The sequence below is a fragment of the Pseudomonas imperatae genome (assembly GCF_057128625.1).
In genome coordinates, this window is sequence record NZ_JBSKHP010000014.1 from 174,381 (window position 1) to 198,890 (window position 24,510).

Consider the following 24,510-nt stretch of genomic DNA (forward strand, 5'->3'; position numbering starts at 1 on the left):
GCGGTGAATGAGGAAAACATGAGCAAGACAAACGAATCCTTGATGCAACGCCGCCAGGCAGCCGTTCCACGTGGCGTTGGTCAGATCCACCCGATCTTTGCCGACTCGGCGAAGAACGCTACCGTCACCGACGTTGAAGGTCGTGAGTTCATCGACTTCGCCGGCGGTATCGCCGTGCTGAACACCGGTCACGTACACCCGAAAATCATTGCTGCCGTTGAAGCTCAACTGCACAAGCTGACCCACACCTGCTTCCAGGTACTGGCCTACGAGCCTTACGTGGAAGTGTGCGAGAAGATCAACGCTCGCGTACCGGGCGACTTCGCCAAGAAAACCCTGCTGGTGACCACCGGTTCCGAAGCGGTAGAGAACGCCGTCAAGATCGCCCGTGCCGCCACTGGCCGCGCTGGCGTGATCGCCTTCACCGGCGCCTACCACGGCCGCACCATGATGACCCTGGGCCTGACCGGTAAAGTCGTGCCTTACTCGGCCGGCATGGGCCTGATGCCAGGTGGCGTGTTCCGCGCCCTGTACCCGAACGAACTGCACGGTGTGAGCATCGACGACTCGATCGCCAGCATCGAGCGCGTGTTCAAGAACGATGCCGAGCCGCGTGACATCGCTGCCATCATCCTGGAGCCCGTGCAGGGCGAAGGCGGTTTCTACGTCGCGCCGAAAGAGTTCATGGTGCGCCTGCGCGCCCTGTGCGACCAGCACGGCATCCTGCTGATCGCCGACGAAGTACAGACCGGCGCTGGCCGTACCGGTACCTTCTTCGCCATGGAACAGATGGGCGTCGCGCCTGACCTGACCACCTTCGCCAAGTCCATCGCTGGCGGCTTCCCGCTGGCCGGTGTGTGCGGCAAGGCCGAGTACATGGACGCCATCGCTCCAGGCGGCCTGGGCGGCACCTACGCCGGTAGCCCGATCGCTTGCGCCGCGGCCCTGGCCGTGATGGAAGTGTTCGAGGAAGAGAACCTGCTGGACCGCTGCAAGGCCGTGGGCGAGCGCCTGGTGACCGGCCTGAAGGCCATCCAGGCCAAGCACCCGATCATCGGTGACGTGCGTGCCCTGGGCGCCATGATTGCCGTTGAAGTGTTCGAAGGCGCCGACAACCACAAGCCGAACGCCGCAGCCGTGGCCGCGGTGGTTGCCAAGGCTCGCGACAAGGGCCTGATCCTGCTGTCGTGCGGCACCTACGGCAACGTCCTGCGCATCCTGGTTCCGCTGACCTCGCCAGACGAGCAGCTGGACAAGGGCCTGGCCATCATCGAAGAGTGCTTCGCCGAATTGGCGTAAAAGTGTGACGCGATGAACAAAAAAACCCGCCTCGGCGGGTTTTTTTTTGCGTTGAACGAAGGCATCCCGCGTAATGTCTGGATAACCTGTAGGCAAGGCCTTCGGAGTAATAGCCATGAGTGCGCAGGATAGCCCGGCAATACCGCGGGTATTGATCGCCGAAGCAGACCCCTGGACCCGGGACCTGCTGACGCAAATGTTGTTGAGCGTGCGCTGTGACGCGCAACTGGATGTGTGTACCGACGGCCAGGATGCGCTGCAGTTGCTGCAGCGCCGGCCTGACCTGGTGATTGCCGCGCGCGAGTTGCCCGGCGTCGATGGCCTGGACCTGCTGCGCAATGTGCGGCAGAAAAGCCAGCGCAAGAACCTGCCGTTCATTCTCATCAGCGACCGCAGCGACGTGGCCAGCGTGCGCGAAGCCGTGCCCCTGGCACCGACGGCCTACCTGACCAAGCCCTTGAACATGGACTCGCTCAAGGAGCGCCTGCACGGCCTGTTGTTGGCGGTGGGCCAGGAGGTGGTGTGCGAGATTCCGGCGCTGGCCCCGGGCATGCGCCTGGAGCCGTTCCTGGAAGAGCGCCGGCAGCACTCCGACGGCGGCCCGCTGATGGCCGACGTGCAGGTGGCCATCAAGCGTGCGCTCAACCCCCAGGGCCTCAATCTGCGCCAGCTGGAAGAGGAAGTGCGCACCGACCCGCAGATCACCGCGGTGCTGATCGCCGCCGCCAACAGCGCCGCCCACCACAGCGACGCGCCGGTGCAGACGCTGCTGCAGGCGCTGCAGAAGCTGGGCGCCACACAAAGCATGAACCTGATCCTGGGCCTGGCGCTCAAGCGCAGCGCGCGGCTGTCAGACCCCGAGCTGTCGCAGCATGCCGAGCGGTTCTGGAGCCATTCGCTGCACGCGGCAGAGTACGCCCGCACCCTGGCGCGCAACCTCGACGTGGACCAGGAGCGCTGCTACTGCGCCGGCCTGCTGCATTGCCTGGGCGACCTGGCGCTGTTGCGCGCGCTGCAGGAGTGGCGGCTGGCTGGCGGCGTGCTGGAGGAGGGGCAGGTGGACAAGGCCCTGAAGGAGTTTGGCGCGGCCTACGGCTCGGCGCTGCGTACGCGCTGGCGCCTGCCGATCGAGCTGCGGGAGTTGATCGCGGCTATCTACCACCTGGGTGGTGGCGTGTATGGGCGCGATACGCTGGCCATGAACCTGGCGGGGCAACTGGCGCGCCTGGGCCCGGAAGAAAGCCTGGAGCCCATCGCCAACGGCAAGACCGCGCGCCTGCTGAAAATGAGCCTACCGGAACTAACGCGCCTACGCCGCAATTGACCTACCAAAATATCCCTGTGGGAGCTGGCTTGCCAGCGAGCTGTTGAATCCCCTAACAGCTCGCTGGCAAGCCAGCTCCCACAGGGTGGTGTATCAACCCACCACGATCTGGTTCTTGCCCTGGCGCTTGGCCTGGTACATGGCCGCGTCCGCTCGGGCGAACAGGTTGTCCAGCAGCTCGTCGTCCTCGTTGCGGCCGGTCAGGCCCTGGCTCACGGTAACCCCGTACACCTGGCCGTCATGGTTGAAGCTCAGGCGCTGGATCTCCCGTTGCAGGCGCTCGGCGATCTGCTGCGCCACTTCGGGCGAACAGCCGGGGAACACCGCGGCGAACTCTTCGCCGCCAATGCGCCCGAACAGGTCACCCCGGCGCAGCACGGCGCGGCCGGTCTCGGCGATGCGTTGCAGTACCACGTCGCCTTCCTGGTGGCCGTAGGTGTCGTTGATAATCTTGAAGTCATCGATGTCCAGCAGCAGGAACGAGATGTTCGACTCCTGCAGGCGCGCGGTCTCGAATTCGCGGTGGGCGCACTCGAAGAAATGCCGGCGGTTGCTGCTTTGGGTGAGCACATCGGTGGTGGCCAGGCGCTGTAGCTCACCTTCCAGGTGCTTCTTTTCGGTGATGTCCTCGGCGATGCCGACCACGATCACCCGCTGCTCCGGGTCGTTTTGCTGGCTGACGAAGCACTTGTCGCTGAGCCAGCGAATCTGCCCGTCGGCACCGATGATGCGGTACTCGCGGTCTTCCACCGCGCCCTTTTCCAGCACCTCGGCGAGGCTACGCTCGGCGTAGTCGAGGTCGTCGGGGTAGATGCTGTCGCGCCACTCGTTGTAGTCCGCCAACAGCAGGCCGGCCGAGCGGCCGAAGATGCGCTCGTAGGCGGGGCTGACGTAGATCATGCGCTGGGCTTCCCAGTCGAAGGCCCACAACACCGCGTTGACGCTGACCAGCAACGAGCTGAACAGCTGTTCGCGTTCGCTCAGCCGGGCCACCTCGCCCTGGGCGTGCATCAGCGCCAGCAGCGTCTCGGCCGCGGCTGGCATCTGGGGGAACGTCGGCGACAGTGGTTGTTTGTTGGCCATCATCACGAAATCTCGAATGTCACGGGGGCCGGGCCCTGGCATGCGCACACGTCAGGTCCCGCCGCGTAGGCGATCATTCGTAGGATTAATATTTTGTAATGAAGTTCCAAGCGGCACGCCCCTTGCCGGGGCGTGCCGATGGACGGTGTCAGGCGTGGGCGGGGCGCAGCGAGTAGGTCTTGAGCTGGGTGGCGAAATCACGCAGCGACTGGATACCGCTGGCCTCGGCCTCGTGCACCCAGTCCTTGATGGCGGCCAGCATGTCGTGGCCGTTGGAACTGGTGCGGGCCCAGATCTGTTGCAGCGCCAGGCGCTTCTCGTAGATCACCTTCAGCGCGTGGCTGTGTTCCAGCATGCTCTGGATGTGCGCCTGGTGGCGGTCGTCCAGCAGGCTGGTTTCGCGCGACAGCAGGCGCTTGGCGCGGCGGAACTGGTGGCGCACCGAGGCATCCACGCGCGACAGCTCCTGGGTCACCAGCGGCGCGATTACCAGCTTGCGGTACTGGGCCATGATCTGGAAGCGGTTGTTGAGGATGGCCATGGCGGTGTCCATGTCCAGGTGGCCCTTGCCCTCGACGCGGTGGGCGATGGGCGCCACGCGCTGCACCTTGGCGAGGCGCATGAACGACAGGATGCGGATCCACATCCAGCCCATGTCGAACTCCCACTTGCGCACCGACAGCTTGGCCGAGTTGGGGTAGGTGTGATGGTTGTTGTGCAGCTCTTCGCCGCCAATGATGATGCCCCACGGCACCAGGTTGGTGGCGGCGTCACGGCATTCGAAGTTGCGGTAGCCCACCGCGTGGCCCAGGCCGTTGACCACGCCGGCGGCCCAGAACGGAATCCACATCATCTGGATGGCCCACACGGTCAGGCCGATGACGCCGAAGCAGGCCAGGTCGATCGCCAGCATCAGGAACACGCCCAGCAGCCGGTAGCGCGAGTACAGGTTGCGCTCGATCCAGTCCTCGGGGCAGTTCTTGCCGTAGATGCGCAGGGTCTCGGCGTTCTGCGCCTCGGCGCGGTACAGCTCGGCGCCGCGGCCCAGCACCGTGCCCAGGCCCTTGATCACCGGGCTGTGGGGGTCATCGACGGTTTCGCACTTGGCGTGGTGCTTGCGGTGGATGGCGGTCCACTCGCGGGTGTTCTGCGCCGTGGTCAGCCACAGCCAGAAACGGAAGAAATGCTTGAGCCCGGCGTTCAGTTCCAGCGAACGGTGGGAGGAATAACGGTGAAGGTAGATGGTGACACTGACAATCGTCACATGGGTCATCAACAGGGTGACCGCCACCAATTGCCAGGCTGACAGGTCAAGAAAACCGTTGTACCACATAGGCTGCAGGGCCCTCGTCAAAGAAAAAATTAGAAGCACGTCGCATTATCGGCATGTAAGCAGATAAAACCAGCTCGGGTTTTAGATAAGAGTGGCTGAATGTTTCTGCTTTATAATCCCAATCTTTTCGTATGGGCTTCGCCATTTTTATGCCTGGTACTTCTCGCGGGGCCCTGCGGGCCGCCTTGCTCTACCTGCTGGCCTCGGTCATCTGGCTGGTGCTGACTGATCAAATATTGAGCAGCCTTTTCGATGATTCGGCGCGCCAGCTGCATTGGCAGCTGATCAACGGCTATGTCTGGGTGCTGGCCACCGCCGCCATGATCTTCCTGGCCCGCGCCAGGCTGCTGCGCTGGTTTGGCCTGGGCGACGCCGGGCGCATCCAGCGCGAGCGCCTGCGCATGGCCGCGGCGGTGTTCGACAGCACCCTGGAAGGGGTGCTGGTGACCAGCCGGCTGGGCAGCATCGTGCACGTCAACCGCGCGTTCATGGACATCACCGGCTACCGCGAGGACGAAGTGCTGGGCCACAACCCCAGCAAGTTCAAGTCCGGCCGCCATGGCATCGACTTCTACCGGCAGATTTTCCACAGCCTGGAGCAGACGGGCAGCTGGAGCGGCGAGATCTGGAACCGGCGCAAGAGCGGCGAAATCTACCCGCAGTGGCAGACCATCCGCGCCATTGCCAACGACGCCGGCCACGTCAGCCACTACGTGGCGGTGTTCTCCGACATCAGCGCGCTGAAGCATTCCGAACGCGAGCGCGCGCACCTCATCCAGCACGACCCGCTGACCGAACTGCCAAACCGCCTGCTGTTCCACGACCGCGCCGAGCAGACCCTGGCCGCCGCCCAGGCCAACAAGCGTGGCTGCGCGCTGTTGCTGCTGGACCTGGACCACTTCCAGAGCATCAACGACAGCCTCGGCCACGCCACCGGCGACCACCTGATCAAGGCTGTGGTCGAGCGCCTGCAGGGCCTGCTGGGCAGCGGCATGACCCTGGCGCGCATGGGCGGCGACGAGTTCGCCGTGCTCCTGGAAGACTCGCCCCAGGCTGCCCACGCGGCCCTGCTGGCGCAGTCGATCATCGACGGCCTCAAGCAGCCGTTCCTGCTCGACGGCCACACCCTGTTCATCAGCGCCAGCATCGGTATCAGCCTGTTCCCCAATGACGCCCTGGGCCCCGAGCAACTGCTGCGCAACGCCGACTCGGCGCTGTTCAAGGCCAAGGGCAACGGCCGTGGCGGCTACGCCCTCTATACCGAGGAGCTGACCGCCCACGCCCAGCAGCGCGTGGAAATGACCGCCGAACTGCGCCGCGCCCTGGCCCAGGAAGAACTGCGCGTGCATTACCAGCCGGTGCATGACCTGGCCAGCGGCCAGCTGGTGGGTGTCGAAGCCTTGGTGCGTTGGCTGCACCCCGAGCGTGGGCTGATTCCGCCAGGCGAGTTCATCCCCATCGCCGAGCGCAGCGGCCTGATTGCCGAAATCGATGCCTGGGTAATGACCAACGCCTGCCGGCAGATGTGCCAGTGGCAGGCCGATGGGCACTCGCTGGACTTCATCGCGGTGAACGTCTCCAGCCGGCTGTTCGGCCGCCAGGACCTGTACCAGCAGGTGGCGCGCATCCTTGCCGAAACCGGCCTGGACCCGGCGCGGCTGGAGCTGGAAGTGACCGAAAGCGCGGTGATGGAAGACCCCGAGTCGGCGCTGGAGCAGATGCACCGCCTGCGCGAGCTGGGCCTGCGCCTGTCCATCGACGACTTCGGCACCGGCTACTCGTCGCTGCTGCGCCTCAAGCGCTTGCCGGTGCAGAAACTGAAGATCGACCAGGGCTTCGTCGCCGGCCTGCCCCTGGACGAGGACGATGCCGCCATCGTCCGGGTCATCATCGCCCTGGCGCGCAGCATGGGCATGCAGGTGCACGCCGAGGGCATCGAACAGCCGGAACAGGCGCGGTTCCTGCTGGAGCAGCAGTGCGAATTGGGGCAGGGGTATTGGTTCGGGCGGCCGGTGCCGGCCGCGGATGTGCGTTGGGCCTGACGCGGCCTTCGGCCGCTGCTACGCGATTTGCGCAACGTCCGTAACGTCCACGGTTTGATTTGGCGGCCCCTGTAGCAGCGGCCGCAGGCCGCGTCCCACGGTTTGAAATTTGGTTATATGGGCATTCTTAAATAGTATTTTTAAGTATAACCCTGCCTATCTACTATGGCGCTCAAGGCAACTCTCACCCAAGGAGCATGATCATGAGCGCATCTCTGCGTAGCGTCGACGGTCAGGACGAAGCAACCATTCTGCGCGAAATCCAGAGCGCGCTGCGTGACCTGCGCTTCGGCGCCGTGGAAATCACCGTGCACAACGCCCAAGTGGTGCAAATCGAGCGGAAGGAAAAATTCCGCCTGCAGAATCCGGGCAACAAGCCCAGCTGAATGATCCTGCCATAACAACGCCAACATAATAATCAAGAGTCATCCAGGAGCTTCACCATGTCTATCCGTCATTACGCGCTGGCGGCGCTCGCCAGTGCGCTGTTCGCAGGCTCTGCGGTCGCCAAGGACTACGAGCTGCTCAACGTTTCCTACGACCCGACGCGCGAGCTGTACCAGGATTACAACGCCGAGTTCGTGAACTTCTGGAAGCAAGCCCACCCCGACGACAAGGTCGACATCAAGCAGTCCCATGGCGGCTCCGGCAAGCAAGGCCGCGCCGTGATCGACGGCCTGCGCGCCGACGTGGTGACCCTGGCCCTGGCCGGCGACATCGACGAAATCGCCAAGCTGGGCAAGACCCTCCCGGAAAACTGGCAGACCAAGCTGCCGGACGCCAGTACCCCGTACACCTCGACCATCGTGTTCCTGGTGCGCAAGGGCAACCCCAAGGGCATCCATGACTGGAACGACCTGATCAAGGACGGCGTCTCGGTGATTACCCCGAACCCGAAAACCTCTGGCGGTGCGCGCTGGAACTTCCTGGCTGCCTGGGCCTACGGCCTGAAGGCCAACGGTGGTGACGAAGCCAAGGCCAAGCAATACGTGCAGACCCTGTTCAAGCACGTGCCCGTGCTGGACACCGGCGCCCGCGGCTCGACCATCACCTTCGTCAACAACGGCCAGGGCGACGTGCTGCTGGCCTGGGAAAACGAAGCCTACCTGGCGCTGAAGGAAGACGGCGGCAAGGACAAGTTCGACATCGTCGTGCCGTCCGTGTCGATCCTCGCCGAGCCGCCGGTGGCCGTGGTCGAGAAAAACGCCGAGAAAAAAGGCAACGAAGCCATCGCCAAGGCGTACCTGGAGCACCTGTACAGCAAGCAAGGCCAGGAGATCGCGGCGAAGAACTTCTACCGCCCGCGTGACAAGGACGTGGCGGCCCAGTATTCCAAGCAGTTCCAGGAAGTGAAGAGCCTGGCCACCATCGACAAGGACTTCGGCGGCTGGAAAACCGCACAGCCCAAGTTCTTCAACGACGGCGGCGTGTTCGACCAGATTTACCAGGCGCAGTAATCCAAAGGCCTCCTGGTGGGGCCTTTCCCCGTTGTGATGGACCATTGTGGGAGCTGGCTTGCCAGCGAGCTTTTGAGGCCAAAAAGCTCGCTGGCAAGCCAGCTCCCACACCTGCATCCGCCACCATGGGGTTTTTACCAATCCAGTACCAAGGACACTTATGTCGCGTCGTATCTCCCCCGTCATACCCGGCTTCGGGCTGACGCTGGGCTACACCTTGGTGTACCTCAGCCTGATTGTGCTGATTCCCCTGGCGGTGATGTTCGTCCATGCCGCCCAGCTCACCTTCGACCAGTTCTGGGCCATCGTCAGCTCGCCGCGCACGCTGGCGGCACTCAAGCTGAGCTTCGGCACCGCCCTGTGCGCGGCCATCGTCAACGGCATCATCGGCACGCTGCTGGCCTGGGTGCTGGTGCGCTACAGCTTCCCCGGGCGCAAGATCATCGATGCCATGATCGACCTGCCGTTCGCGCTGCCCACCGCCGTGGCCGGCATCGCCCTGACGGCGCTGTACACCCCCAACGGCCTGGTCGGCCAGTTCGCCGAGAGCCTGGGCTTCAAGATCGCCTACACCCCGCTGGGCATCACCCTGGCGCTGACCTTCGTGACCCTGCCGTTCGTGGTGCGCACGGTGCAGCCGGTGCTGGCCGACATTCCCCGTGAAGTCGAGGAAGCCGCCGCCTGCCTGGGCGCCAAGCCGCTGCAGGTGTTCCGCTACATCCTCGCGCCGGCGCTGCTGCCGGCCTGGCTCACCGGCTTCGCCCTGGCGTTCGCCCGGGGCGTGGGCGAGTACGGTTCGGTGATCTTCATCGCCGGCAACATGCCCATGAAGACCGAGATCCTGCCGCTGCTGATCATGGTCAAGCTGGACCAGTACGACTACACCGGCGCCACCGCCATCGGCGTGATGATGCTGGTGGTTTCCTTCATCCTGTTGCTGCTGATCAACCTGCTGCAGCGGCGCATCGAAACCCCTTGAAGGAGGCGCTGAAAATGTCTGCATCTTCCATTGCTGCTACCAGCGCCAACGCCGCCCGCCGGGGCAGCGCACTGTCGCGCACGGTGCTGATCGGCCTGGGCTGGCTGGTGTTCGCGGTGTTCCTGCTGTTGCCGCTGTTCATCGTCGTGTCCCAGGGCCTGAGCAAGGGCGTGGGCGAGTTCTTCACCGCCATCCTTGAGCCCGACGCGCTGTCGGCGCTGAAGCTGACGGTGATCGCCGTGGTGATCTCGGTGCCGCTCAACGTGGTGTTCGGCGTCAGCGCCGCCTGGTGCGTGAGCAAATACTCGTTCCGTGGCAAGGCCATCCTGGTGACGCTGATCGACCTGCCGTTCTCGGTGTCGCCGGTGATCGCCGGCCTGGTCTACGTGCTGATGTTCGGCGCCCAGGGCCTGTTTGGCCCGTGGCTGGCCGACCATGACATCCAGATCGTCTTCGCCCTGCCAGGCATTGTGTTGGCGACCATCTTCGTCACCGTGCCGTTCGTCGCCCGTGAGCTGATCCCGCTGATGCAGGAGCAGGGCACCCAGGAAGAAGAGGCCGCGCGCCTGCTGGGCGCCAACGGCTGGCAGATGTTCTGGCATGTCACCGTGCCGAACATCAAGTGGGGCCTGATCTACGGCGTGGTGCTGTGCACCGCGCGGGCCATGGGCGAGTTCGGCGCGGTGTCGGTGGTGTCCGGGCACATCCGCGGCGTCACCAACACCTTGCCGCTGCACGTCGAGATCCTCTACAACGAATACAACCACGTCGCCGCCTTCGCGGTCGCGAGCCTTCTGCTGGTCATGGCGCTCTTCATCCTGCTGCTCAAGCAGTGGAGCGAGAACCGTATTAACCGCCTGCGCCACAGCGCAGCGGAGGAATAATTCATGTCGATCGAAGTTCGTAATGTCAGCAAGCGCTTCAACGCCTTCCAGGCCCTGAACTCCATCAATCTGGACATCCAGAGTGGCGAGCTGGTGGCCCTGCTGGGCCCGTCGGGCTGCGGCAAGACCACCTTGCTGCGGATCATCGCCGGCCTGGAAACGCCGGACGATGGCAGCATCGTCTTCCATGGCGAGGACGTGTCGGGCACCGACGTGCGCAACCGCAACGTCGGTTTCGTGTTCCAGCACTACGCGCTGTTCCGCCACATGACCGTGTTCGACAACGTCGCCTTCGGCCTGCGCATGAAGCCCAAGGGCGAGCGCCCCAACGAGACGCGCATCGCCGAGAAGGTCCACGAGTTGCTGAACATGGTGCAGCTGGACTGGCTGGCCGACCGCTACCCCGAGCAGCTGTCCGGCGGCCAGCGCCAGCGTATCGCCCTGGCCCGCGCCCTGGCGGTGGAGCCCAAGGTGCTGCTGCTGGACGAGCCGTTCGGCGCCCTCGACGCCAAGGTGCGCAAGGAGCTGCGCCGCTGGCTGGCGCGCCTGCATGAAGATATCAACCTGACCTCGGTGTTCGTCACCCACGACCAGGAAGAAGCCATGGAGGTGGCCGACCGCATCGTGGTGATGAACAAGGGCGTGATCGAGCAGATCGGCTCGCCGGGCCAGGTGTACGAAAACCCGGCCAGCGATTTCGTCTACCACTTCCTCGGTGATTCCAACCGCCTGCACCTGGGCGAGGACAACCACGTGCTGTTCCGCCCGCACGAGGTGTCGCTGTCACGCTCCGAGGTGGAAGGCCACCACGCCGCCGAAGTGCGCGACATACGCCCGCTGGGCGCCACCACCCGGGTGACCCTGAAGGTGGAAGGCCAGCCAGACCTGATCGAGGCCGAAGTGGTGAAGGACCACGACAGCCTGACCGGCCTGGCCAAGGGCGAGACACTGTTCTTCAAGCCCAAGGTCTGGCAGAAGGTTGCCGCCATCTAGACGCGCAACCCGTAGCCGCTGCCGCCAGGCTGCGCTGGCCTTCACCTACACTGGAGATCTTCAGTGCAGCACAGGGCCAGCGCAGCCTTCGGCAGCGGCTACGGTGGTTTCGATCTGCAGTTGGAGGTCGGTACGCAGCCCCAGCAGGAACCCGGCCTCCGCCACTACAAACAACGGCCCCACGATCAACCCCGCCACGTCATCCACAAACGCCGGTTTGCGCCCCTCCCAATAGTGGCCGACGAACTGAATCGCCCAGCCCACCACGAACAGCCCCAGCCCCGCACTCAGCCACACCAGGGTGGCCTGTACCGCCAGCGCTTGCCCGGCCCACAGGCATAGCCCCAGCAGCAGCGTCATCAGCGCGCCGAAGCGCTTGTCCAGGCGCAGGTAGAACCACGCCGAGGCCAGCGCCACGAACAGCGCCGGGCTCACCCACAGGCCGGCCAGCCAGGCGCCGGGCCGCGACAGCAGCACCGTCACGGCGACGACAATCATGGGGATGCCGATGAAATGGCTGGCGATATTGCGCGGGTCGCGGTGGTAGGCCGCGTATTGGCTCAGGTGCTGCACGAGGTTTTTCATTGTTGTGCCCTCAGGGTGGGTGATGATTGATCATGCCCGTTCGCTGGCCCATGCTCTGTCGGCTAGCCGACAAACCTGTACGAGAGGCTTCATGAACGACGTCACCGCCTGGCGCCCGCGCCTGCTGACCGGGCACTGGTTCGCGCATTTGCCACCCACGCTTCAGGATAGTGTGCTGGCGGCCGCCCGGGTGCGCCGCCTGCCGGCAGGGGCTTGCCTGTTCCAGCGCGGTGATGCGCCGTGTGGCCTGTATGCGGTAGTGGAGGGCGCCATGCGCATCGGCGCGGTGAACGCCCAGGGCAAGGAGGCGCTGCTGGCGCTGGTGGAGGCGCCGCAGTGGTTCGGCGAAATTGCCCTGTTCGACGGCCAGCCGCGTACCCACGATGCCTATGCCGACGAGCCCTGCACCCTGGTGTGGGTGCCTCAGGCCGCGCTGCTGGCGCTGTTGGCGGCCACGCCCGAATACTGGCGGGAATTTGCCTTGCTGATGAGCCAGAAGCTGCGCCTGGCCTTCGTCATGCTCGAACAGCAGAGCCTGCTGGCCGCCGCCCCGCGCCTGGCACACCGGCTGCTGCTGATCGCCCAGGGCTACGGCGAAGTGGACGGCGCCCGGCGGGTGATTCGCCTGGGGCAGGAACAGCTGGCGATGATGCTGTCGCTGTCGCGGCAGACCACCAACCAGATCCTCAAGGACCTGGAACACCAGGGCGTGCTCAGGCTCGCCTACGGCGAAATCGAAATCCTCAACCTCAATGCCCTCAAGCACGCCGCAACCCTGTAGCAGCTGCCGAAGGCGGCGTCGGGCCCACGCGGAACATCAGTTACATCGCGGTGCCTGCGACGCGGCCTGGCGGCCGCTGCTACAGAGGGTAGGGGTGCTTTTTACGAACCGCGGTACGTGCTGAAGCCGTACGGGCTCAGTAGCAGCGGAATGTGGTAATGCTGATCAGTCTGCTTCACCTGGAAGATCACCGGTATCTCCGGGAAGAACGTTTCATGCCCCACGCGCTTGTAGTAATCGCCCGTCTTGAACACCACCCGATATTCACCCTGCACGAAGGTGTGGTCCGCCGGGAACAGCTCGGCAATGCGCCCCTGCTCGTTGGTGGTGCCGTGGGCCAGCATCTGCCAGTCCTTGCCCACGTGCTGCTCCAGGGTCACTTCCACGCCCGGCGACGGCACGCCGTTCTCCAGGTTCAACACGTGCACGCTCAGCGGGTTGGCCGCCATGGCCAGGCTCGACAGGGTGCTCAGGCCCAGGGCCAGCATCAGTTTCATCGGTAGCTCCTTCAAGGGTGAATGGCCAGGCCCAGGGCGCTGGCGGCTGTGGTTGCGCATTGTTCGTCCTGCTCGGCGCCGCCGGCCCCGGCCACGCCCAGGGCGCCCACCAGTTCGCGGCCTTCGAACAGCGGGATGCCGCCGCCCAGCAGCAACAGCTCGCCCAGGGTGTTGAGGTTGGCGGCCTCGGGGTTGTTGCGGGCGCGCTCGGCGAACAGGCGGGTAGGGGTCTTGGTCGACAGCGCGGTGTAGGCCTTGCGCCGCGCCGCATCGGCGTTGTGCGGGCCGACGCCGTCGGCGCGCTGGGCCAGGATCGGGTTGCCACCGCGGTCCAGCACGGCGATGGCGGCGTGGCAGGGCGCGGCGTCCACCAGCCGGCGGGCGTTGGCCAGGTCCAGCTCGGGGTGTTGCGGCAGGGCGGCCTGGGCCTGCAGGGAGGCCAGGGTGGCCAGGCTGAACAGCAAGGGTTTGAGCGGCATGGGACGGCTCCGTAATCAGGTGCCGGCAGGCTACTGGGCGCATGCCCACAGAACCCCGTCAGCCTGATTACAACTTTGTAATGGGCAAGCGCCGCCAACCGGCCTAGCCTATGGCCAGCGCAAACGAGGTGTACGATGCATTTGCTGGTGGTGGAAGACGAAGCCAAGACCGCACGGTTCCTGGCCAAGGGCCTGGGTGAGTCCGGGTTCAGCGTGGACGTGGCGCTCAATGGCCTGGACGGGCGGCACTTCATCGAGGAACAGGCCTACGACCTGATCATCCTCGACGTCATGCTGCCCGGGCTCAATGGCTGGCAACTGCTCAAGCTGATCCGCCAGCGCGGCGACACCCCGGTGCTGTTCCTCACCGCCAAGGACGCCATCGAGGACCGGGTGCGCGGCCTGGAGCTCGGTGCCGATGATTACCTGGTGAAACCGTTCGCCTTCGTCGAGCTGCTGGCGCGGGTGCGCACGCTGCTGCGCCGCGGGCCTACGCGCGAGGTCGAGCACTACCGCATCGCCGACCTGGAACTGGACGTGCTGCGCCGTCGGGTCAGCCGCGCCGGCCAGCGCATTGCCCTGACCAACAAGGAGTTCGCCCTGTTGCAGCTGCTGGCCAGCCGCCGTGGCGAGGTGCTGTCGCGCACGCTGATCGCCTCGCAGGTGTGGAACCTCAACTTCGACAGCGACACCAACATGGTCGAAGTGGCCGTGCGCCGCCTGCGGGCGAAAATCGACGATCCCTACATGCCCAAGCTGATCCACACCGTGCGTGGCGTCGGCTACCAGCTGGACGGCCCCGATGAGTGAGCCGGCCCGCGGCCCGTCGCTGGCCTGGCGCCTGGCCCTGGCGTTCGCGGCGGTGTGCGCGCTGGTGCTGGGCGTGGCGGGGGTGTTCCTGTACCGCAGCCTGGAAGCGGAACTGATCTACCGCGACGACCAGGCCTTGCTGGGCCGCCTGGAGCAGGTGCGCGCCTTGCTGCACGACAGCGACAGCCTCGACGCCCTGCAACAGCGCCCCCGGCTCTACCAGAACATGCTCGGCAACCAGGAAAGCCTGTTGCTGGTGAACCGCGCCGATGGCACCCCGGTTATCGCCATCAACCCGCGCGGCCAGCAGGTGCCCCAGGTGGCGCCGATCCCCGAGCAACGCAGCCCGCAGCCTGCCGATATCCACGACTGGCGTGCGCCTGGCGCTACGCCTTTGCTGCTGTTGGCCGGCCAGGCCCAGGGGCCGCGGGGCGAAGCGCTGACCGTGGTGGTGGGCAAGCAGTTGGCCGAGCGCGAAGCGATGCTGGCCAGCTACCGCCTGCGGGTGTACCTGGCGGCTGGGGCCGGCGCGTTGCTGGCGTTCGCCGTGGGCCTGCTGCTGTTGCGCCGGGCTTTGCGGCCGTTGCGGCAGATGGCCCGCACCGTGGCGCAGATCGACCTGCGCAGCCTCGACCGGCGCCTGCAGTGGCGCACCATTCCCGAGGAACTGCACGAGCCGGTGCAGGCCCTCAACGGCATGCTCGCGCGCCTGGACGACAGCTTCGGGCGCCTGTCGCAGTTCTCTGCCGACCTGGCCCACGAGATTCGCACGCCCCTGCATAACCTGCTGGGCAGCAACGGCCTGGCCCTCAGCCAGCCGCGCAGCAGCGATGAATACCAGGAGCTGCTGGCCTCCAACGTGGAAGAGTTCGAGCGCCTCAACCGCATGGTCGAGAACCTGCTGTTCCTGGCCCGCGCCGACCATGGCCAGCGCTTGCTCAACCGGGAGGCGGTGGACCTGCATGAGCTGGGCGAAGACCTGTGCGCGTACTTCGAGGCGCTGGCCGACGACCGCCAGCTGCGCCTGGACAACCAGCTGCATGGCTGCCTGGACGCCGACCTGCAGCTGCTGCAGCGGGCCCTGGGCAACCTGCTCGCCAACGCCGTGCGCCACGCCACGCCTGGCAGCACGGTGGTCCTGGCGCGGGCTGATGCGCAACTGACCGTCAGCAACCAGGGTGAGCCCATCGCCCCGCAGCACCTGGGCCGGCTGTTCGACCGCTTCTACCGGGTCGACGCCTCACGGGCCGAACCGGGGAACTCCGGCGGCCTGGGCCTGGCCATCGTGCAGTCGATCATGCAGCTGCATGGCGGCCAGGTGACGGTCAGCAGTGACGCGCAGGCCACGGTGTTCAGCCTGGCGTTCACACCATCCGATCGCGGAACTGCCCCGGCGACAGCCCCGTCCAGCGCTTGAAGGCGCGGTTGAAGCTGCTGGCGTCGGCAAAGCCCAGGCGGAAACCAATCTCGGTAAGCGTGACTTCAGCGTCGCGCAGGTAGGCCAGCGCCAGGTTCTGCCGGCACTGGTCCAGCAGCGCGTCGTAGCGGCAGCCTTCGTCGGCCAGGTGGCGCTGCAGGCTGCGCAGGCTCAGGTGCATGGACTCGGCGATCTGGTCGGCCGAGGGCACGCCGTTGGGCAGGTGGTGCTCGATGGCATTGCGCACCCGGCGCTCCCAGGTCAGCGGGTGCAGCAGCTCCAGGGTGCGGTTGAGCACCGCTTCGTTGTGTTCGGCCAGCTCGGGGTTGGCGTCGTCCAGGTGGCATTCGAAGTCCACGCAGGCGAATTCCAGCCAGTTGTGCGGTGCGTTGAAGTGCACCGGGGCGCGAAACACCGTGTGCCAGGGCGTCGGGTCGGCCGGCGGCGGGCGCGTCAGCCACACCCCCAGCGGCGCGTAGTCGCGGCCCAGGCGGTTGCGGCAGGTGCGCACGTAGATGGCGGCGAAGGCGTCCATGGCCTCGGGCGCCGGGGGCGGGCTGCCCTCGGGCACCTCCAGGCGGAACACGTAGCGGCCGTTTTCCCGGCTCAGGTGCGGCACCACGGCGTCGCTGACCACCTGGTGGTAGCGCACGATGCGCTCGAACACCTCGCGCAGGTTCTCGCTGGCCACCAGCGCATAGCCCAGGGCATGGAAGGTGGTGGGGCTGACGTAGCGCGACACGCGCAGGCCGATGGCCGGGTCGCCGCTGGCCTGCACCGCCAGTTGCCACAGGCGCGTGGTGGCCGACAGCGGGTAGCGGGCCTTGGGGTCGTCCATGTGCTGCAGGTCGAGGCCGGCCTTCTCGCACAGCGTGGCGCTGTCGAGGCCCAGTGCGTCCAGTTGCTTGCGCAAGGCGCGGGTCCAGCTGGCGAGCGTGGTCGGTTCAGTCATGACGAATGGCGCCTGAGGTCAACAGGTTGGCGTCCATGGCTAGCGTTCCTTGGCTGATTCTGAGTCAGAGTCGTTCCATCCATAACAAGAGGATGGAAGCATGGACCGCACTTGTGCAAGCCCCGACAGACTGAATGCACAGCAACGCAGCGCCCATATTCGCCAGGTGGTGATGGCCAAGGGTGACGATTTGCGCCGCCGCTACCCGATACTCAAGCACCAGGACGCCATCGGCGCCAGCATCCTGGCCTTCTCCCTGGCCGGCATGATCGGCAGCGCGGCGCTCTACATCGAGGGTTACATGGCCTGGTGGGCGTGCCTGCTGCTGAACGCCTTCTTCGCTTCGCTGACCCACGAGCTGGAACATGACCTGATCCACAGCATGTATTTCCGCAAGCAGCGGGTGCCGCACAATTTGATGCTGGCGCTGGTGTGGCTGGCGCGGCCAAGCACCATCAACCCGTGGATCCGCCGCCACCTGCACCTCAACCATCACAAGGTCTCGGGCACCGAGACCGACATGGAAGAGCGCGCCATCACCAACGGCGAGCCCTGGGGCATCGTCCGCCTGCTGATGGTGGGCGACAACGTGATGTCGTCGTTGATCCGCATGCTGCGGGCCAAGACCTGGGCGCACAAGTGGAGCATCCTCAAGCGCACCCTGCGGGTCTATGCACCGCTGGCGCTGCTGAACTGGGGCACCTGGTACGTGTTCCTCGGCTTCCATGCCGCCAACGGCGTCGCCTGGCTGCTGGGCGCGCCCATTGATTGGTCGGCGGGCACGCTGGCGGCCATGCAGGTGGTAAACGTGGCGGTGGTGGTGATCGTCGGCCCCAACGTGCTGCGCACCTTCTGCCTGCACTTCATCAGCTCGAACATGCATTACTACGGCGACGTGGAACTGGGCAACGTGATGCAGCAGACCCAGGTGCTCAACGCCTGGTGGCTGTGGCCGCTGCACGCGTTCTGCTTCAACTTCGGCAGCACCCACGGCATCCACCACTTCGTGGTGAAGGAACCCTTCTACATTCGGCAGATGACGGCGGGGGTGGCGCACAAGGTGATGGCGGAGATGGGCGTGCGCTTCAATGATTTCGGCACGTTCACGCGGGCGAACCGCTATACGCCGGTGGCGGATGAAGCCACCGCCCCGGTAGCGCAAGCCAACCCGTAGCAGCGGCCGCAGGCCGCGTCCGCAAGCGCCGCGTTGCATCGGGAGGTGCGCGGTGCCTGCGGACGCCGCCTGGCGGCAGCTGCTACGGGGTTAGTCGGGCTGGAAGGGGGATTTGCTGAGGATTACCCCGGTTTCTTCCACGTATTTCTGCCACTCGCCGATCAACGCCGCCAACTTCTGCGGGTGGCTGGCTGCCAGGTCGTGCACCTCGCCGCGGTCGCGGCTCAGGTCGTACAGCTGCCAGGTGGCCGGGCCCACCGGGCCGGGGATCCACACCGCTTTCCAGTCGCCCTGGCGGATGGCGCGCTGGCCGAACAGCTCCCAGCCGGTCACGGTCTTGTCGTCGTGCACGCTGGCGGTTTCGCCCGACAGGTAACCCAGCCACGAACGCCCGCGCACCGGCGCCACCTCCTTGCCGCGCCAGCGCGTGCCCGGGTGGCGCACGCCGGCCAGGTCGAGAATGGTCGGGGTGACGTCCATCACCGTGCCGAAGCCATGACCGATCTGCTTTTGCCGCGCCAGCGGCGGGTAGTGGATCAGCGCCGGCACGCGAATGCCGCCCTCGGTGGTGAACGCCTTGAACAGCCGCGACGGCGCGGTGGCCGCCTGGGCCCAGCCGGGGCCGTACCAGACGTAGGAGTTGGCGCGGCCGATGTTCTCCAGGCTGTTGTCGTAGTGGGCGTCCAGGTAGCTGAGCAGCTCGGGGCCGAACTTGGGGAAGGCTTCGAGCAGCGCGCCCTCGGCACCGTTGTCGGACATGAACAGGATGAAGGTGTTGTCCAGCTGGCCCTGCTGGCGCAGGTAGTCCACCACCCGGCCGATGTTCCAGTCCATGCGTTCGACCATGGCGGCGTACACCTCCATGGCCCGCGCCGAGGCCTGGCGCTGGCTGTCGTCGAGCTTGCTCCACTCGGCATTGAGTTCCAGCAGCGGGTGCGCCTCGGTGGCTTCGTCGATCAGCCCCAGCTCGCGCAGTCTGGCCAGGCGCTCCTGGCGCAGGGCGTGGGGCCCGGCGTCGTAGCGGCCCTTGTACTTGGCGACGATATCGGCCGGCGCCTGCAGCGGCCAGTGCGGCGCGGAGAAGGGCAGGTAGGCGAAGAACGGCCGGCTCTGGTCGCGCTCCTTCAGGTACTGCAGCAGCTTGTCGCCGAAGGCGTCCGAGGAATAGAAGTCCTTGGGCAACTCATCCAGAAAGGTGTCGTCCTCGATGTACAGCGCCGGGGTGGAACGCAGCAGGCCCGGGGTGCTGTCGTCGTAGGTGGGCTCGAAGCCGTAGTGGTTGGCCGCGCCCGGCAGCAGCGAGAACGAGCGCTCGAAGCCACGCGCATGGGGCGCCAGCTCAGCCGTCAGGCCCAGGTGCCATTTGCCGCTCATCAGGGTCTGGTAGCCGGCCTCGCGCAGCAGCTCCGGCAGGGCCACCACACGGTCGTTCAGGTAGCCCTCGTAGCCCGGCTTGCCGATCAGCTCGGGCGTCAGCGCCTCGGCCATGGTGCCGATGCCGGCGATGTGGTGGTCAGTGCCGGTCAGCAGCATGGAGCGGGTCGGCGAGCAGGTGGGCGCGGTGTGGAAGTCGGTCAGCCGCAGGCCGGCCAGCGCCAGCTGGTCCAGGTGCGGGGTGGCGATCTCACTGCCAAAGGCGCCGATGTCGGAAAAGCCGAGGTCGTCGGCCAGGATCACGAGGAAATTGGGACGTTGGGGCATCGTGCGGTTCCTTTGCTCAGCAGGCGATGAAAGCCGGCGGCAGATCGCGGATCTGCACCGGGTTGGGCGCGACGTACTGGTCGTCGCTGGTCAGTTCGTGCAGCAGCTCTTCGCGCAGCTGGTGGAATTCGAAGCTGCTGCGCTGGCGCGGGTGCGGCAGGTCGATCTCGACCACGCGCTTGATGCGGCCCGGGCGCGGTTCCATCACCACCACGCGGTCGGCGAGGAAAATCGCTTCCTCGACGTCGTGGGTGACCAGCACCGTAGTGATGCGCGCCCGCTCGCGGATGGCCAGCAGCTCGTCCTGCATCTGCTGGCGGGTCAGGGCATCGAGGGCGCCGAACGGCTCGTCCAGCAGCAGGATCCGTGGGCTGGCCACCAGGCCGCGGGCGATGGCCACGCGCTGGGCCATGCCGCCCGAGAGCTGGTGAGGGTAGGCGCGGGTGAAGTCCTTGAGGCCCACCAGGTTGACGAAGTCCTGCACGCGGCGCTGGCGCTGCTCGTTGCTCAGGGCCTCGTTGACCAGGCCCAGGCCGATGTTTTCTTCCACGGTGAGCCAGGGGAACAGCCGGTGTTCCTGGAAGACGATGCCGCGCTCGCTGCCGATGCCGGTCACGGGCTTGCCGTCGACCTGGATCTCGCCGCGAAAATCGGTGTCCAGGCCGATCAGCAGGCGCAGCAGGGTGGACTTGCCGCAGCCGCTGGAACCGACGATGGCGACGAACTCACCCTCGGCGATCTGCAGGTTGAACTCGCGGATGGCTTCCAGGGTGCCGCCGTCCACGTCGAACTGTTTGCCGACGTGGTTGAAGCTGACGATGGGGTGGGTCAGTGCGTTCATGCGTGTCTCCAGCGCGTGGCGCGCGCTTCGATGCGTTGCCCGAGGGCGTTGAGCAGGGCGCCGGTGATGCCGACCAAAAGCATGCCGCTCATGATCAGGTCCATGCGCATCAGCTGTTGGGCGCCGAGCATCAGGCTGGCGATGCCGCCGTTGGACGGCATGAAGTATTCGGCGCCGATGGTGCCCAGCCAGGCGTAGATCAGGCTCAGGCGCAGGCCGGCGAAGATGCCCGGCGCGGCACCCGGCAGGACCAGCCGGCGCAGGCGTTGCCACAGGCTCAGGCGCAGCACCTGGGCGGCCTCGGCCAGCTGTGGCGACAGGCTGGCGACGCTGCGGTGGGTGGCGATGAACAGCGGGAAGAACGCCGCCAGGGCCACGAACACCCATTTGGCTGGTTCGCCCAGGCCGAACCAGGCGGTGATCAGCGGTACCCAGGCAAAGATGGCGATCTGGCGCAGGGCGCCCAGGCTGGGGCCCAACACCCGCTCGGCAGGTTTTGACAGGCCCAGCAGCAGCCCCAGGGCAAAACCCAGCCCGCCGCCCAGCAGCAGGCCGGCCAGGGTGCGGCCCAGGCTGAGGCCCATGGCCGTCAGCAGCGAGCCGTCGGCCAGGCCCGCCCAGGTGGTGTGCAGCACCGCCAGCGGCGCGGCCAGAATGTTGGCGTCCACCCAGGCCAGCTGGCTCGCCAGCTGCCACAGCACCAGCAGCGCGGCGGGCAGCAGCCACGGCACCAGGCGGTCCAGGCCCTGGCTGTGGGTGGTACGCGGCAGCGCCGCGGTGGCCGCATGGGGCCAGTGCACCAGCTTGCGGTCGGCCAGGGCAATGCCCTTGTCCATGACCACGCCAATGACGCCGATCACCACCACGCAGACGAAGACGATATCGAGCATGAACAGCTGCCGCGCCCACACCATCAGGTAGCCGATGCCTTCGCTGGAGGCCAGCAGTTCCACCGCCAGCAGCGACGACCAGCCGGCGCCCAAGGCCAGGCGCACGCCGGCCATGAACGAGGGCAGGGCGGCCGGCAGCACCAGCCGGCGGACCAGCAGGCGCGGCGGCAGGCGCAGCACGGCGGCGGCTTCGCGCAGCCGCGGTTGCGCGTCGCGCACGCCCACCAGGGTATGCAGGGTCACCGGCACGACGATAGCCTTGATCAGCACCACCAGCTTGAGCAGTTCGCCGATGCCGAAGAACACCATGAACAGCGGAATCCAGGCCAGGGTCGGGATCTGCGCCAGGGCGGTGAAGGTCGGTAGCACCAGGCGCTCGGCACGGCGGCTGGCGCCCATCCAGGCACCCAGCAGCGCACCGCCGAGGATGCCGGCCAGCAGCCCCCAGCAAAGCCGTTGCAGGCTGATCCACAGGTTGGCCGGCAGGTCGTTGCCGGCCAGGTCCAGCGCGCTCTGCCACACCAGCGAAGGCGCGGGCAGTATCTGCTCGCTCATCCAGTGGTTGCGTGCGGCCAGCCACCACAACACGAACAGGGCGGCGGGCAGCAGCAGGGGTTGCAGGCGTTGGCCCAGGCCAGGGCCGGTGCGCCGGCGGGCGGCGGGGGGCGTTGCCAGGGGCACACTGAGAAGCGATTCGCGGGCCATGTCAGACCTCCGTTGTCGGCTACTGCGTAGGGCTATTTGCTTATTCTTATCCGATATATAAAAACTTTTTAATGATAGATATGGAGATAAGAGGTGCCATTTAAGGCCCAAGCGCGCAAGGCATCCAATGCATTCGGGGAATATTTCCCATGCGCCAGATGCATGGGCTGTAGGCTGCCTTCAACCCGCCTTGGCGGCAGGCTGCGCATCGATTGCCATGATGGTGTCGATCATCGCCCGCGCCGCCGGTGACAGGCGGAAACCCATGCGGCTGACGATGCCGCAGCGCGCGCTCAGGCTTTCCAGGTTCTGCGGCAGGTTGCGCCAGTGCAGCCGCACCAGCTCGCCCTCCAGGTTGTCCTCGTCAAAACCCTCCTCCGAGCACAGGCCGATGGCGTCGGAGTTGAGCACGATCTTCATCAGCGTCGGCATGTGCTCGGTCTGGATATGCGGGCTGAAGTCGGTCTTGCCGCTCAGGTTCGCCAGCAGCTTGCGCACCCCCGGCGGGATCAGCGTGGCGGCCAGCGGGTAGTCGAACATGTCGTTGGTGGACAGGCTCTCCTTGTTCACCAGCGGGTGCCCGCGGCGGCAGAAGAACGCGCCACGCTTGGGCGTCAGCGGCTGCGTCTGGAAGTTGGGGTCGGCCTCGAAGTGGCGGATGTCGGCGATGAAGAACTCGATTTCCTCGCGGCTCAGGGCGCGGCTCAGCTTCTCCCAGTTGTTCACCTCGAAGCAGGTGCGCACCTTGGGGTGGGCGCGCACGAACGCCGATATCGCGTCCGGCACCAGGCGCACGGCAGGCGCCGGGCCGCAGCCGAAGCGCAGTTCGCCGGCGTCGAGCTTGGTCATCTGCGTCACTTCGCTGGCCAGCAGCGCGGCGCCCTGCACCAGGCTCAGGGCGTGCTGCAGCACCACCTGGCCTTCCGGGGTGGGGCGCAGGTCCTTGTTGCCGCGGTCCACCAGCACGCAGCCGAATTCCTGCTCCAGGCCCTGGATGCTGCGGCTGAACGCCGGCTGGGTGATGCCCATGGCATCGGCGGCGCGGACAAAACTGCGGTGTTCGGTGAGGGCGATGAAGTACCGCAGCTGGCGCAGATCCATATGCATTCCCGGCATTTGAAAAATAGGTCGAAGGTATTGGTACAGCGGGTGGGTTGAGGTTTTAAATGCAAGCTCTTATTCCGTCAACGAAGCATTGGTGATTCATCTAGAACTAATGCTTATATGCATAGAGAGAAGAGGGTCCAACCATGAGCACTGCCACACTCGCCACGAACCCCACCGCCGTTGCGCTGGATATCCACCCGGTTGCCGGCCGCATCGGCGCCGAGATCCGCGGCATCCAGCTGGGCGCCGACCTTGACGCCGCCACCGTCGAGGCCATCCAGGCCGCGCTGGTGAAGCACAAGGTGATCTTCTTCCGTGGCCAGGCCCACCTCGACGACCAGAGCCAGGAGGCCTTCGCTCATTTGCTCGGCGAGCCCATCGCCCACCCCACCGTGCCGGTGCGTGACGGCACCCGTTACCTGATGCAACTGAGCGGCGCCGACGGCCAGCGCGCCAACTCCTGGCACACCGACGTGACCTTCGTGGATGCCTACCCTAAGGCCTCCATCCTGCGCTCGGTGATTGCCCCGGCAGCCGGTGGCGACACCGTGTGGGCCAACACCGCCGCGGCCTACAACGACCTGCCGGCGCCCCTGCAGGAATTGGCTGACAAGCTCTGGGCGGTGCACAGCAACGAATACGACTACGCCGCGGCCAAGCCCGACGTCTCGGCAGAAAAGCTCGAGCACTACCGCAAGGTGTTCACCTCCACGGTGTACGAGACCGAGCACCCGGTGGTGCGCGTGCACCCCATCAGCGGCGAGAAAACCCTGCTGCTGGGGCACTTCGTGAAGCGCATCAAGGGCTACAACTCGAGCGATTCGGCGCACCTGTTCGGCCTGCTGCAAAGCCATGTGGTGCGCCTGGAAAATACCGTGCGCTGGCGCTGGAGCACCGGCGACGTGGCCATTTGGGACAACCGCGCCACCCAGCACTACGCGGTGGATGACTACGGCACCCAGGAGCGCATCGTGCGCCGCGTGACCCTGCAGGGCGAAGTGCCGGTGGGCGTGGCGGGGCAGCGTAGCGTGACTACGCGGGGGGTCTAAAGGCGACGCAGCCTTCGGCAGCTTGTGTCTAGAGAAGGGAATAGAATCTGGGGTGAGAGCGGTGAATGGCAGGTTGTTCGGCAGCAGTGTTGATAAGCACGTGTAGCAGCAGAACCGCCATTCACCTC

At 66.0% G+C, this 24,510-nt stretch carries 23 protein-coding genes; 13 read left to right on the top strand and 10 right to left on the bottom strand.

Annotated features, from left to right (window positions below; genetic code table 11):
* The first annotated feature begins 18 nt into the window (after positions 1-18).
* Both gabT and ACWKWX_RS19055 read left to right on the top strand, forming a co-directional pair.
* Positions 19-1,299 (top strand): 4-aminobutyrate--2-oxoglutarate transaminase, encoded by a 1,281-nt coding sequence (gabT, locus tag ACWKWX_RS19050; protein ID WP_416421565.1) that lies wholly within the window; start codon positions 19-21, stop codon positions 1,297-1,299.
* A 115-nt stretch (positions 1,300-1,414) separates the two neighbouring features.
* Positions 1,415-2,623 carry an HDOD domain-containing protein gene (locus ACWKWX_RS19055; RefSeq protein ID WP_416421564.1) on the top strand — a complete coding sequence of 403 codons (1,209 nt, stop codon included), beginning with the start codon at positions 1,415-1,417 and terminating at the stop codon, positions 2,621-2,623.
* A 93-nt stretch (positions 2,624-2,716) separates the two neighbouring features.
* Here the strand turns inward: ACWKWX_RS19055 and ACWKWX_RS19060 are convergent, their stop codons facing one another.
* Together ACWKWX_RS19060 and desA are read right to left on the bottom strand one after the other, a co-directional pair.
* Positions 2,717-3,706, bottom strand: coding sequence for a GGDEF domain-containing protein (locus ACWKWX_RS19060; protein WP_483828582.1), 990 nt, complete (start codon positions 3,704-3,706; stop codon positions 2,717-2,719).
* A gap of 148 nt (positions 3,707-3,854) precedes the next feature.
* A complete protein-coding gene (gene desA, locus ACWKWX_RS19065) occupies positions 3,855-5,039 on the bottom strand; it encodes a delta-9 fatty acid desaturase DesA (RefSeq protein WP_416421563.1) in 1,185 nt (394 codons plus the stop codon).
* Positions 5,040-5,188: 149 nt separating this feature from the next.
* Between desA and dibA the strand changes: the two genes are divergently transcribed.
* From dibA to ACWKWX_RS19095, 6 genes are all read left to right on the top strand, one after another.
* Complete coding sequence (gene dibA, locus ACWKWX_RS19070; RefSeq protein WP_483828569.1) at positions 5,189-7,081, top strand: phosphodiesterase DibA; 1,893 nt, start codon at positions 5,189-5,191, stop codon at positions 7,079-7,081.
* Positions 7,082-7,284: 203 nt separating this feature from the next.
* Entirely contained in the window at positions 7,285-7,467 is a 183-nt protein-coding gene (gene oscA / locus ACWKWX_RS19075) for a sulfur starvation response protein OscA (protein WP_007941032.1), read from the top strand.
* Positions 7,468-7,524: 57 nt separating this feature from the next.
* On the top strand, positions 7,525-8,538 hold the full coding sequence (locus tag ACWKWX_RS19080) for a sulfate ABC transporter substrate-binding protein (protein WP_416421561.1): 1,014 nt from the start codon (positions 7,525-7,527) through the stop codon (positions 8,536-8,538).
* Between the two features lie 160 nt (positions 8,539-8,698).
* A complete protein-coding gene (cysT, locus tag ACWKWX_RS19085) occupies positions 8,699-9,517 on the top strand; it encodes a sulfate ABC transporter permease subunit CysT (RefSeq protein WP_416421560.1) in 819 nt (272 codons plus the stop codon).
* 14 nt (positions 9,518-9,531) lie between these two features.
* Positions 9,532-10,401: a sulfate ABC transporter permease subunit CysW gene (gene cysW, locus ACWKWX_RS19090; protein WP_416421559.1), complete on the top strand. Its 870-nt coding sequence runs from the start codon at positions 9,532-9,534 to the stop codon at positions 10,399-10,401.
* Positions 10,402-10,404: 3 nt separating this feature from the next.
* On the top strand, positions 10,405-11,394 hold the full coding sequence (locus ACWKWX_RS19095) for a sulfate/molybdate ABC transporter ATP-binding protein (protein ID WP_416421558.1): 990 nt from the start codon (positions 10,405-10,407) through the stop codon (positions 11,392-11,394).
* Positions 11,395-11,454: 60 nt separating this feature from the next.
* Here the strand turns inward: ACWKWX_RS19095 and ACWKWX_RS19100 are convergent, their stop codons facing one another.
* Positions 11,455-11,979 carry an Mpo1 family 2-hydroxy fatty acid dioxygenase gene (locus ACWKWX_RS19100; RefSeq protein WP_483828570.1) on the bottom strand — a complete coding sequence of 175 codons (525 nt, stop codon included), beginning with the start codon at positions 11,977-11,979 and terminating at the stop codon, positions 11,455-11,457.
* Between the two features lie 91 nt (positions 11,980-12,070).
* Here ACWKWX_RS19100 and ACWKWX_RS19105 point away from each other — a divergent pair, with 91 nt between their 5' ends.
* Positions 12,071-12,760 carry a Crp/Fnr family transcriptional regulator gene (locus tag ACWKWX_RS19105; RefSeq protein WP_483828571.1) on the top strand — a complete coding sequence of 230 codons (690 nt, stop codon included), beginning with the start codon at positions 12,071-12,073 and terminating at the stop codon, positions 12,758-12,760.
* Positions 12,761-12,861: 101 nt separating this feature from the next.
* Here ACWKWX_RS19105 and uraH read toward each other — a convergent pair whose 3' ends face one another.
* Together uraH and ACWKWX_RS19115 are read right to left on the bottom strand one after the other, a co-directional pair.
* A complete protein-coding gene (gene uraH, locus ACWKWX_RS19110) occupies positions 12,862-13,257 on the bottom strand; it encodes a hydroxyisourate hydrolase (protein WP_081719224.1) in 396 nt (131 codons plus the stop codon).
* 11 nt (positions 13,258-13,268) lie between these two features.
* Positions 13,269-13,736 (bottom strand): GlcG/HbpS family heme-binding protein, encoded by a 468-nt coding sequence (locus tag ACWKWX_RS19115; protein WP_416421555.1) that lies wholly within the window; start codon positions 13,734-13,736, stop codon positions 13,269-13,271.
* Between the two features lie 135 nt (positions 13,737-13,871).
* Here ACWKWX_RS19115 and ACWKWX_RS19120 point away from each other — a divergent pair, with 135 nt between their 5' ends.
* Both ACWKWX_RS19120 and ACWKWX_RS19125 read left to right on the top strand, forming a co-directional pair.
* Positions 13,872-14,546 carry a heavy metal response regulator transcription factor gene (locus ACWKWX_RS19120; RefSeq protein ID WP_476296320.1) on the top strand — a complete coding sequence of 225 codons (675 nt, stop codon included), beginning with the start codon at positions 13,872-13,874 and terminating at the stop codon, positions 14,544-14,546.
* On the top strand, positions 14,539-15,963 hold the full coding sequence (locus ACWKWX_RS19125) for a heavy metal sensor histidine kinase (RefSeq protein ID WP_483828572.1): 1,425 nt from the start codon (positions 14,539-14,541) through the stop codon (positions 15,961-15,963). The genes ACWKWX_RS19120 and ACWKWX_RS19125 overlap by 8 nt, the downstream gene beginning before the upstream one ends.
* On the opposite strand, the gene ACWKWX_RS19130 is transcribed toward ACWKWX_RS19125, so the two are convergent.
* Positions 15,911-16,915: an AraC family transcriptional regulator gene (locus tag ACWKWX_RS19130; RefSeq protein ID WP_416421552.1), complete on the bottom strand. Its 1,005-nt coding sequence runs from the start codon at positions 16,913-16,915 to the stop codon at positions 15,911-15,913. The two genes, ACWKWX_RS19125 and ACWKWX_RS19130, sit on opposite strands and share 53 nt — an antisense overlap.
* Before the next feature lie 100 nt (positions 16,916-17,015).
* Here ACWKWX_RS19130 and ACWKWX_RS19135 point away from each other — a divergent pair, with 100 nt between their 5' ends.
* Positions 17,016-18,089 carry a fatty acid desaturase gene (locus tag ACWKWX_RS19135; RefSeq protein WP_483828573.1) on the top strand — a complete coding sequence of 358 codons (1,074 nt, stop codon included), beginning with the start codon at positions 17,016-17,018 and terminating at the stop codon, positions 18,087-18,089.
* A 90-nt stretch (positions 18,090-18,179) separates the two neighbouring features.
* Here the strand turns inward: ACWKWX_RS19135 and ACWKWX_RS19140 are convergent, their stop codons facing one another.
* The 4 genes from ACWKWX_RS19140 to ACWKWX_RS19155 form a co-directional block, all read right to left on the bottom strand.
* On the bottom strand, positions 18,180-19,790 hold the full coding sequence (locus ACWKWX_RS19140; RefSeq protein ID WP_483828574.1) for an arylsulfatase: 1,611 nt from the start codon (positions 19,788-19,790) through the stop codon (positions 18,180-18,182).
* A gap of 16 nt (positions 19,791-19,806) precedes the next feature.
* Positions 19,807-20,622, bottom strand: coding sequence for an ABC transporter ATP-binding protein (locus ACWKWX_RS19145; RefSeq protein ID WP_483828583.1), 816 nt, complete (start codon positions 20,620-20,622; stop codon positions 19,807-19,809).
* 5 nt (positions 20,623-20,627) lie between these two features.
* Positions 20,628-22,226: an ABC transporter permease gene (locus ACWKWX_RS19150; RefSeq protein WP_483828575.1), complete on the bottom strand. Its 1,599-nt coding sequence runs from the start codon at positions 22,224-22,226 to the stop codon at positions 20,628-20,630.
* 180 nt (positions 22,227-22,406) lie between these two features.
* A complete protein-coding gene (locus ACWKWX_RS19155; protein WP_416421548.1) occupies positions 22,407-23,327 on the bottom strand; it encodes a LysR family transcriptional regulator in 921 nt (306 codons plus the stop codon).
* 149 nt (positions 23,328-23,476) lie between these two features.
* Between ACWKWX_RS19155 and ACWKWX_RS19160 the strand changes: the two genes are divergently transcribed.
* Positions 23,477-24,382 (top strand): TauD/TfdA dioxygenase family protein, encoded by a 906-nt coding sequence (locus ACWKWX_RS19160; protein WP_483828576.1) that lies wholly within the window; start codon positions 23,477-23,479, stop codon positions 24,380-24,382.
* The last annotated feature ends 128 nt before the right edge of the window (positions 24,383-24,510 follow it).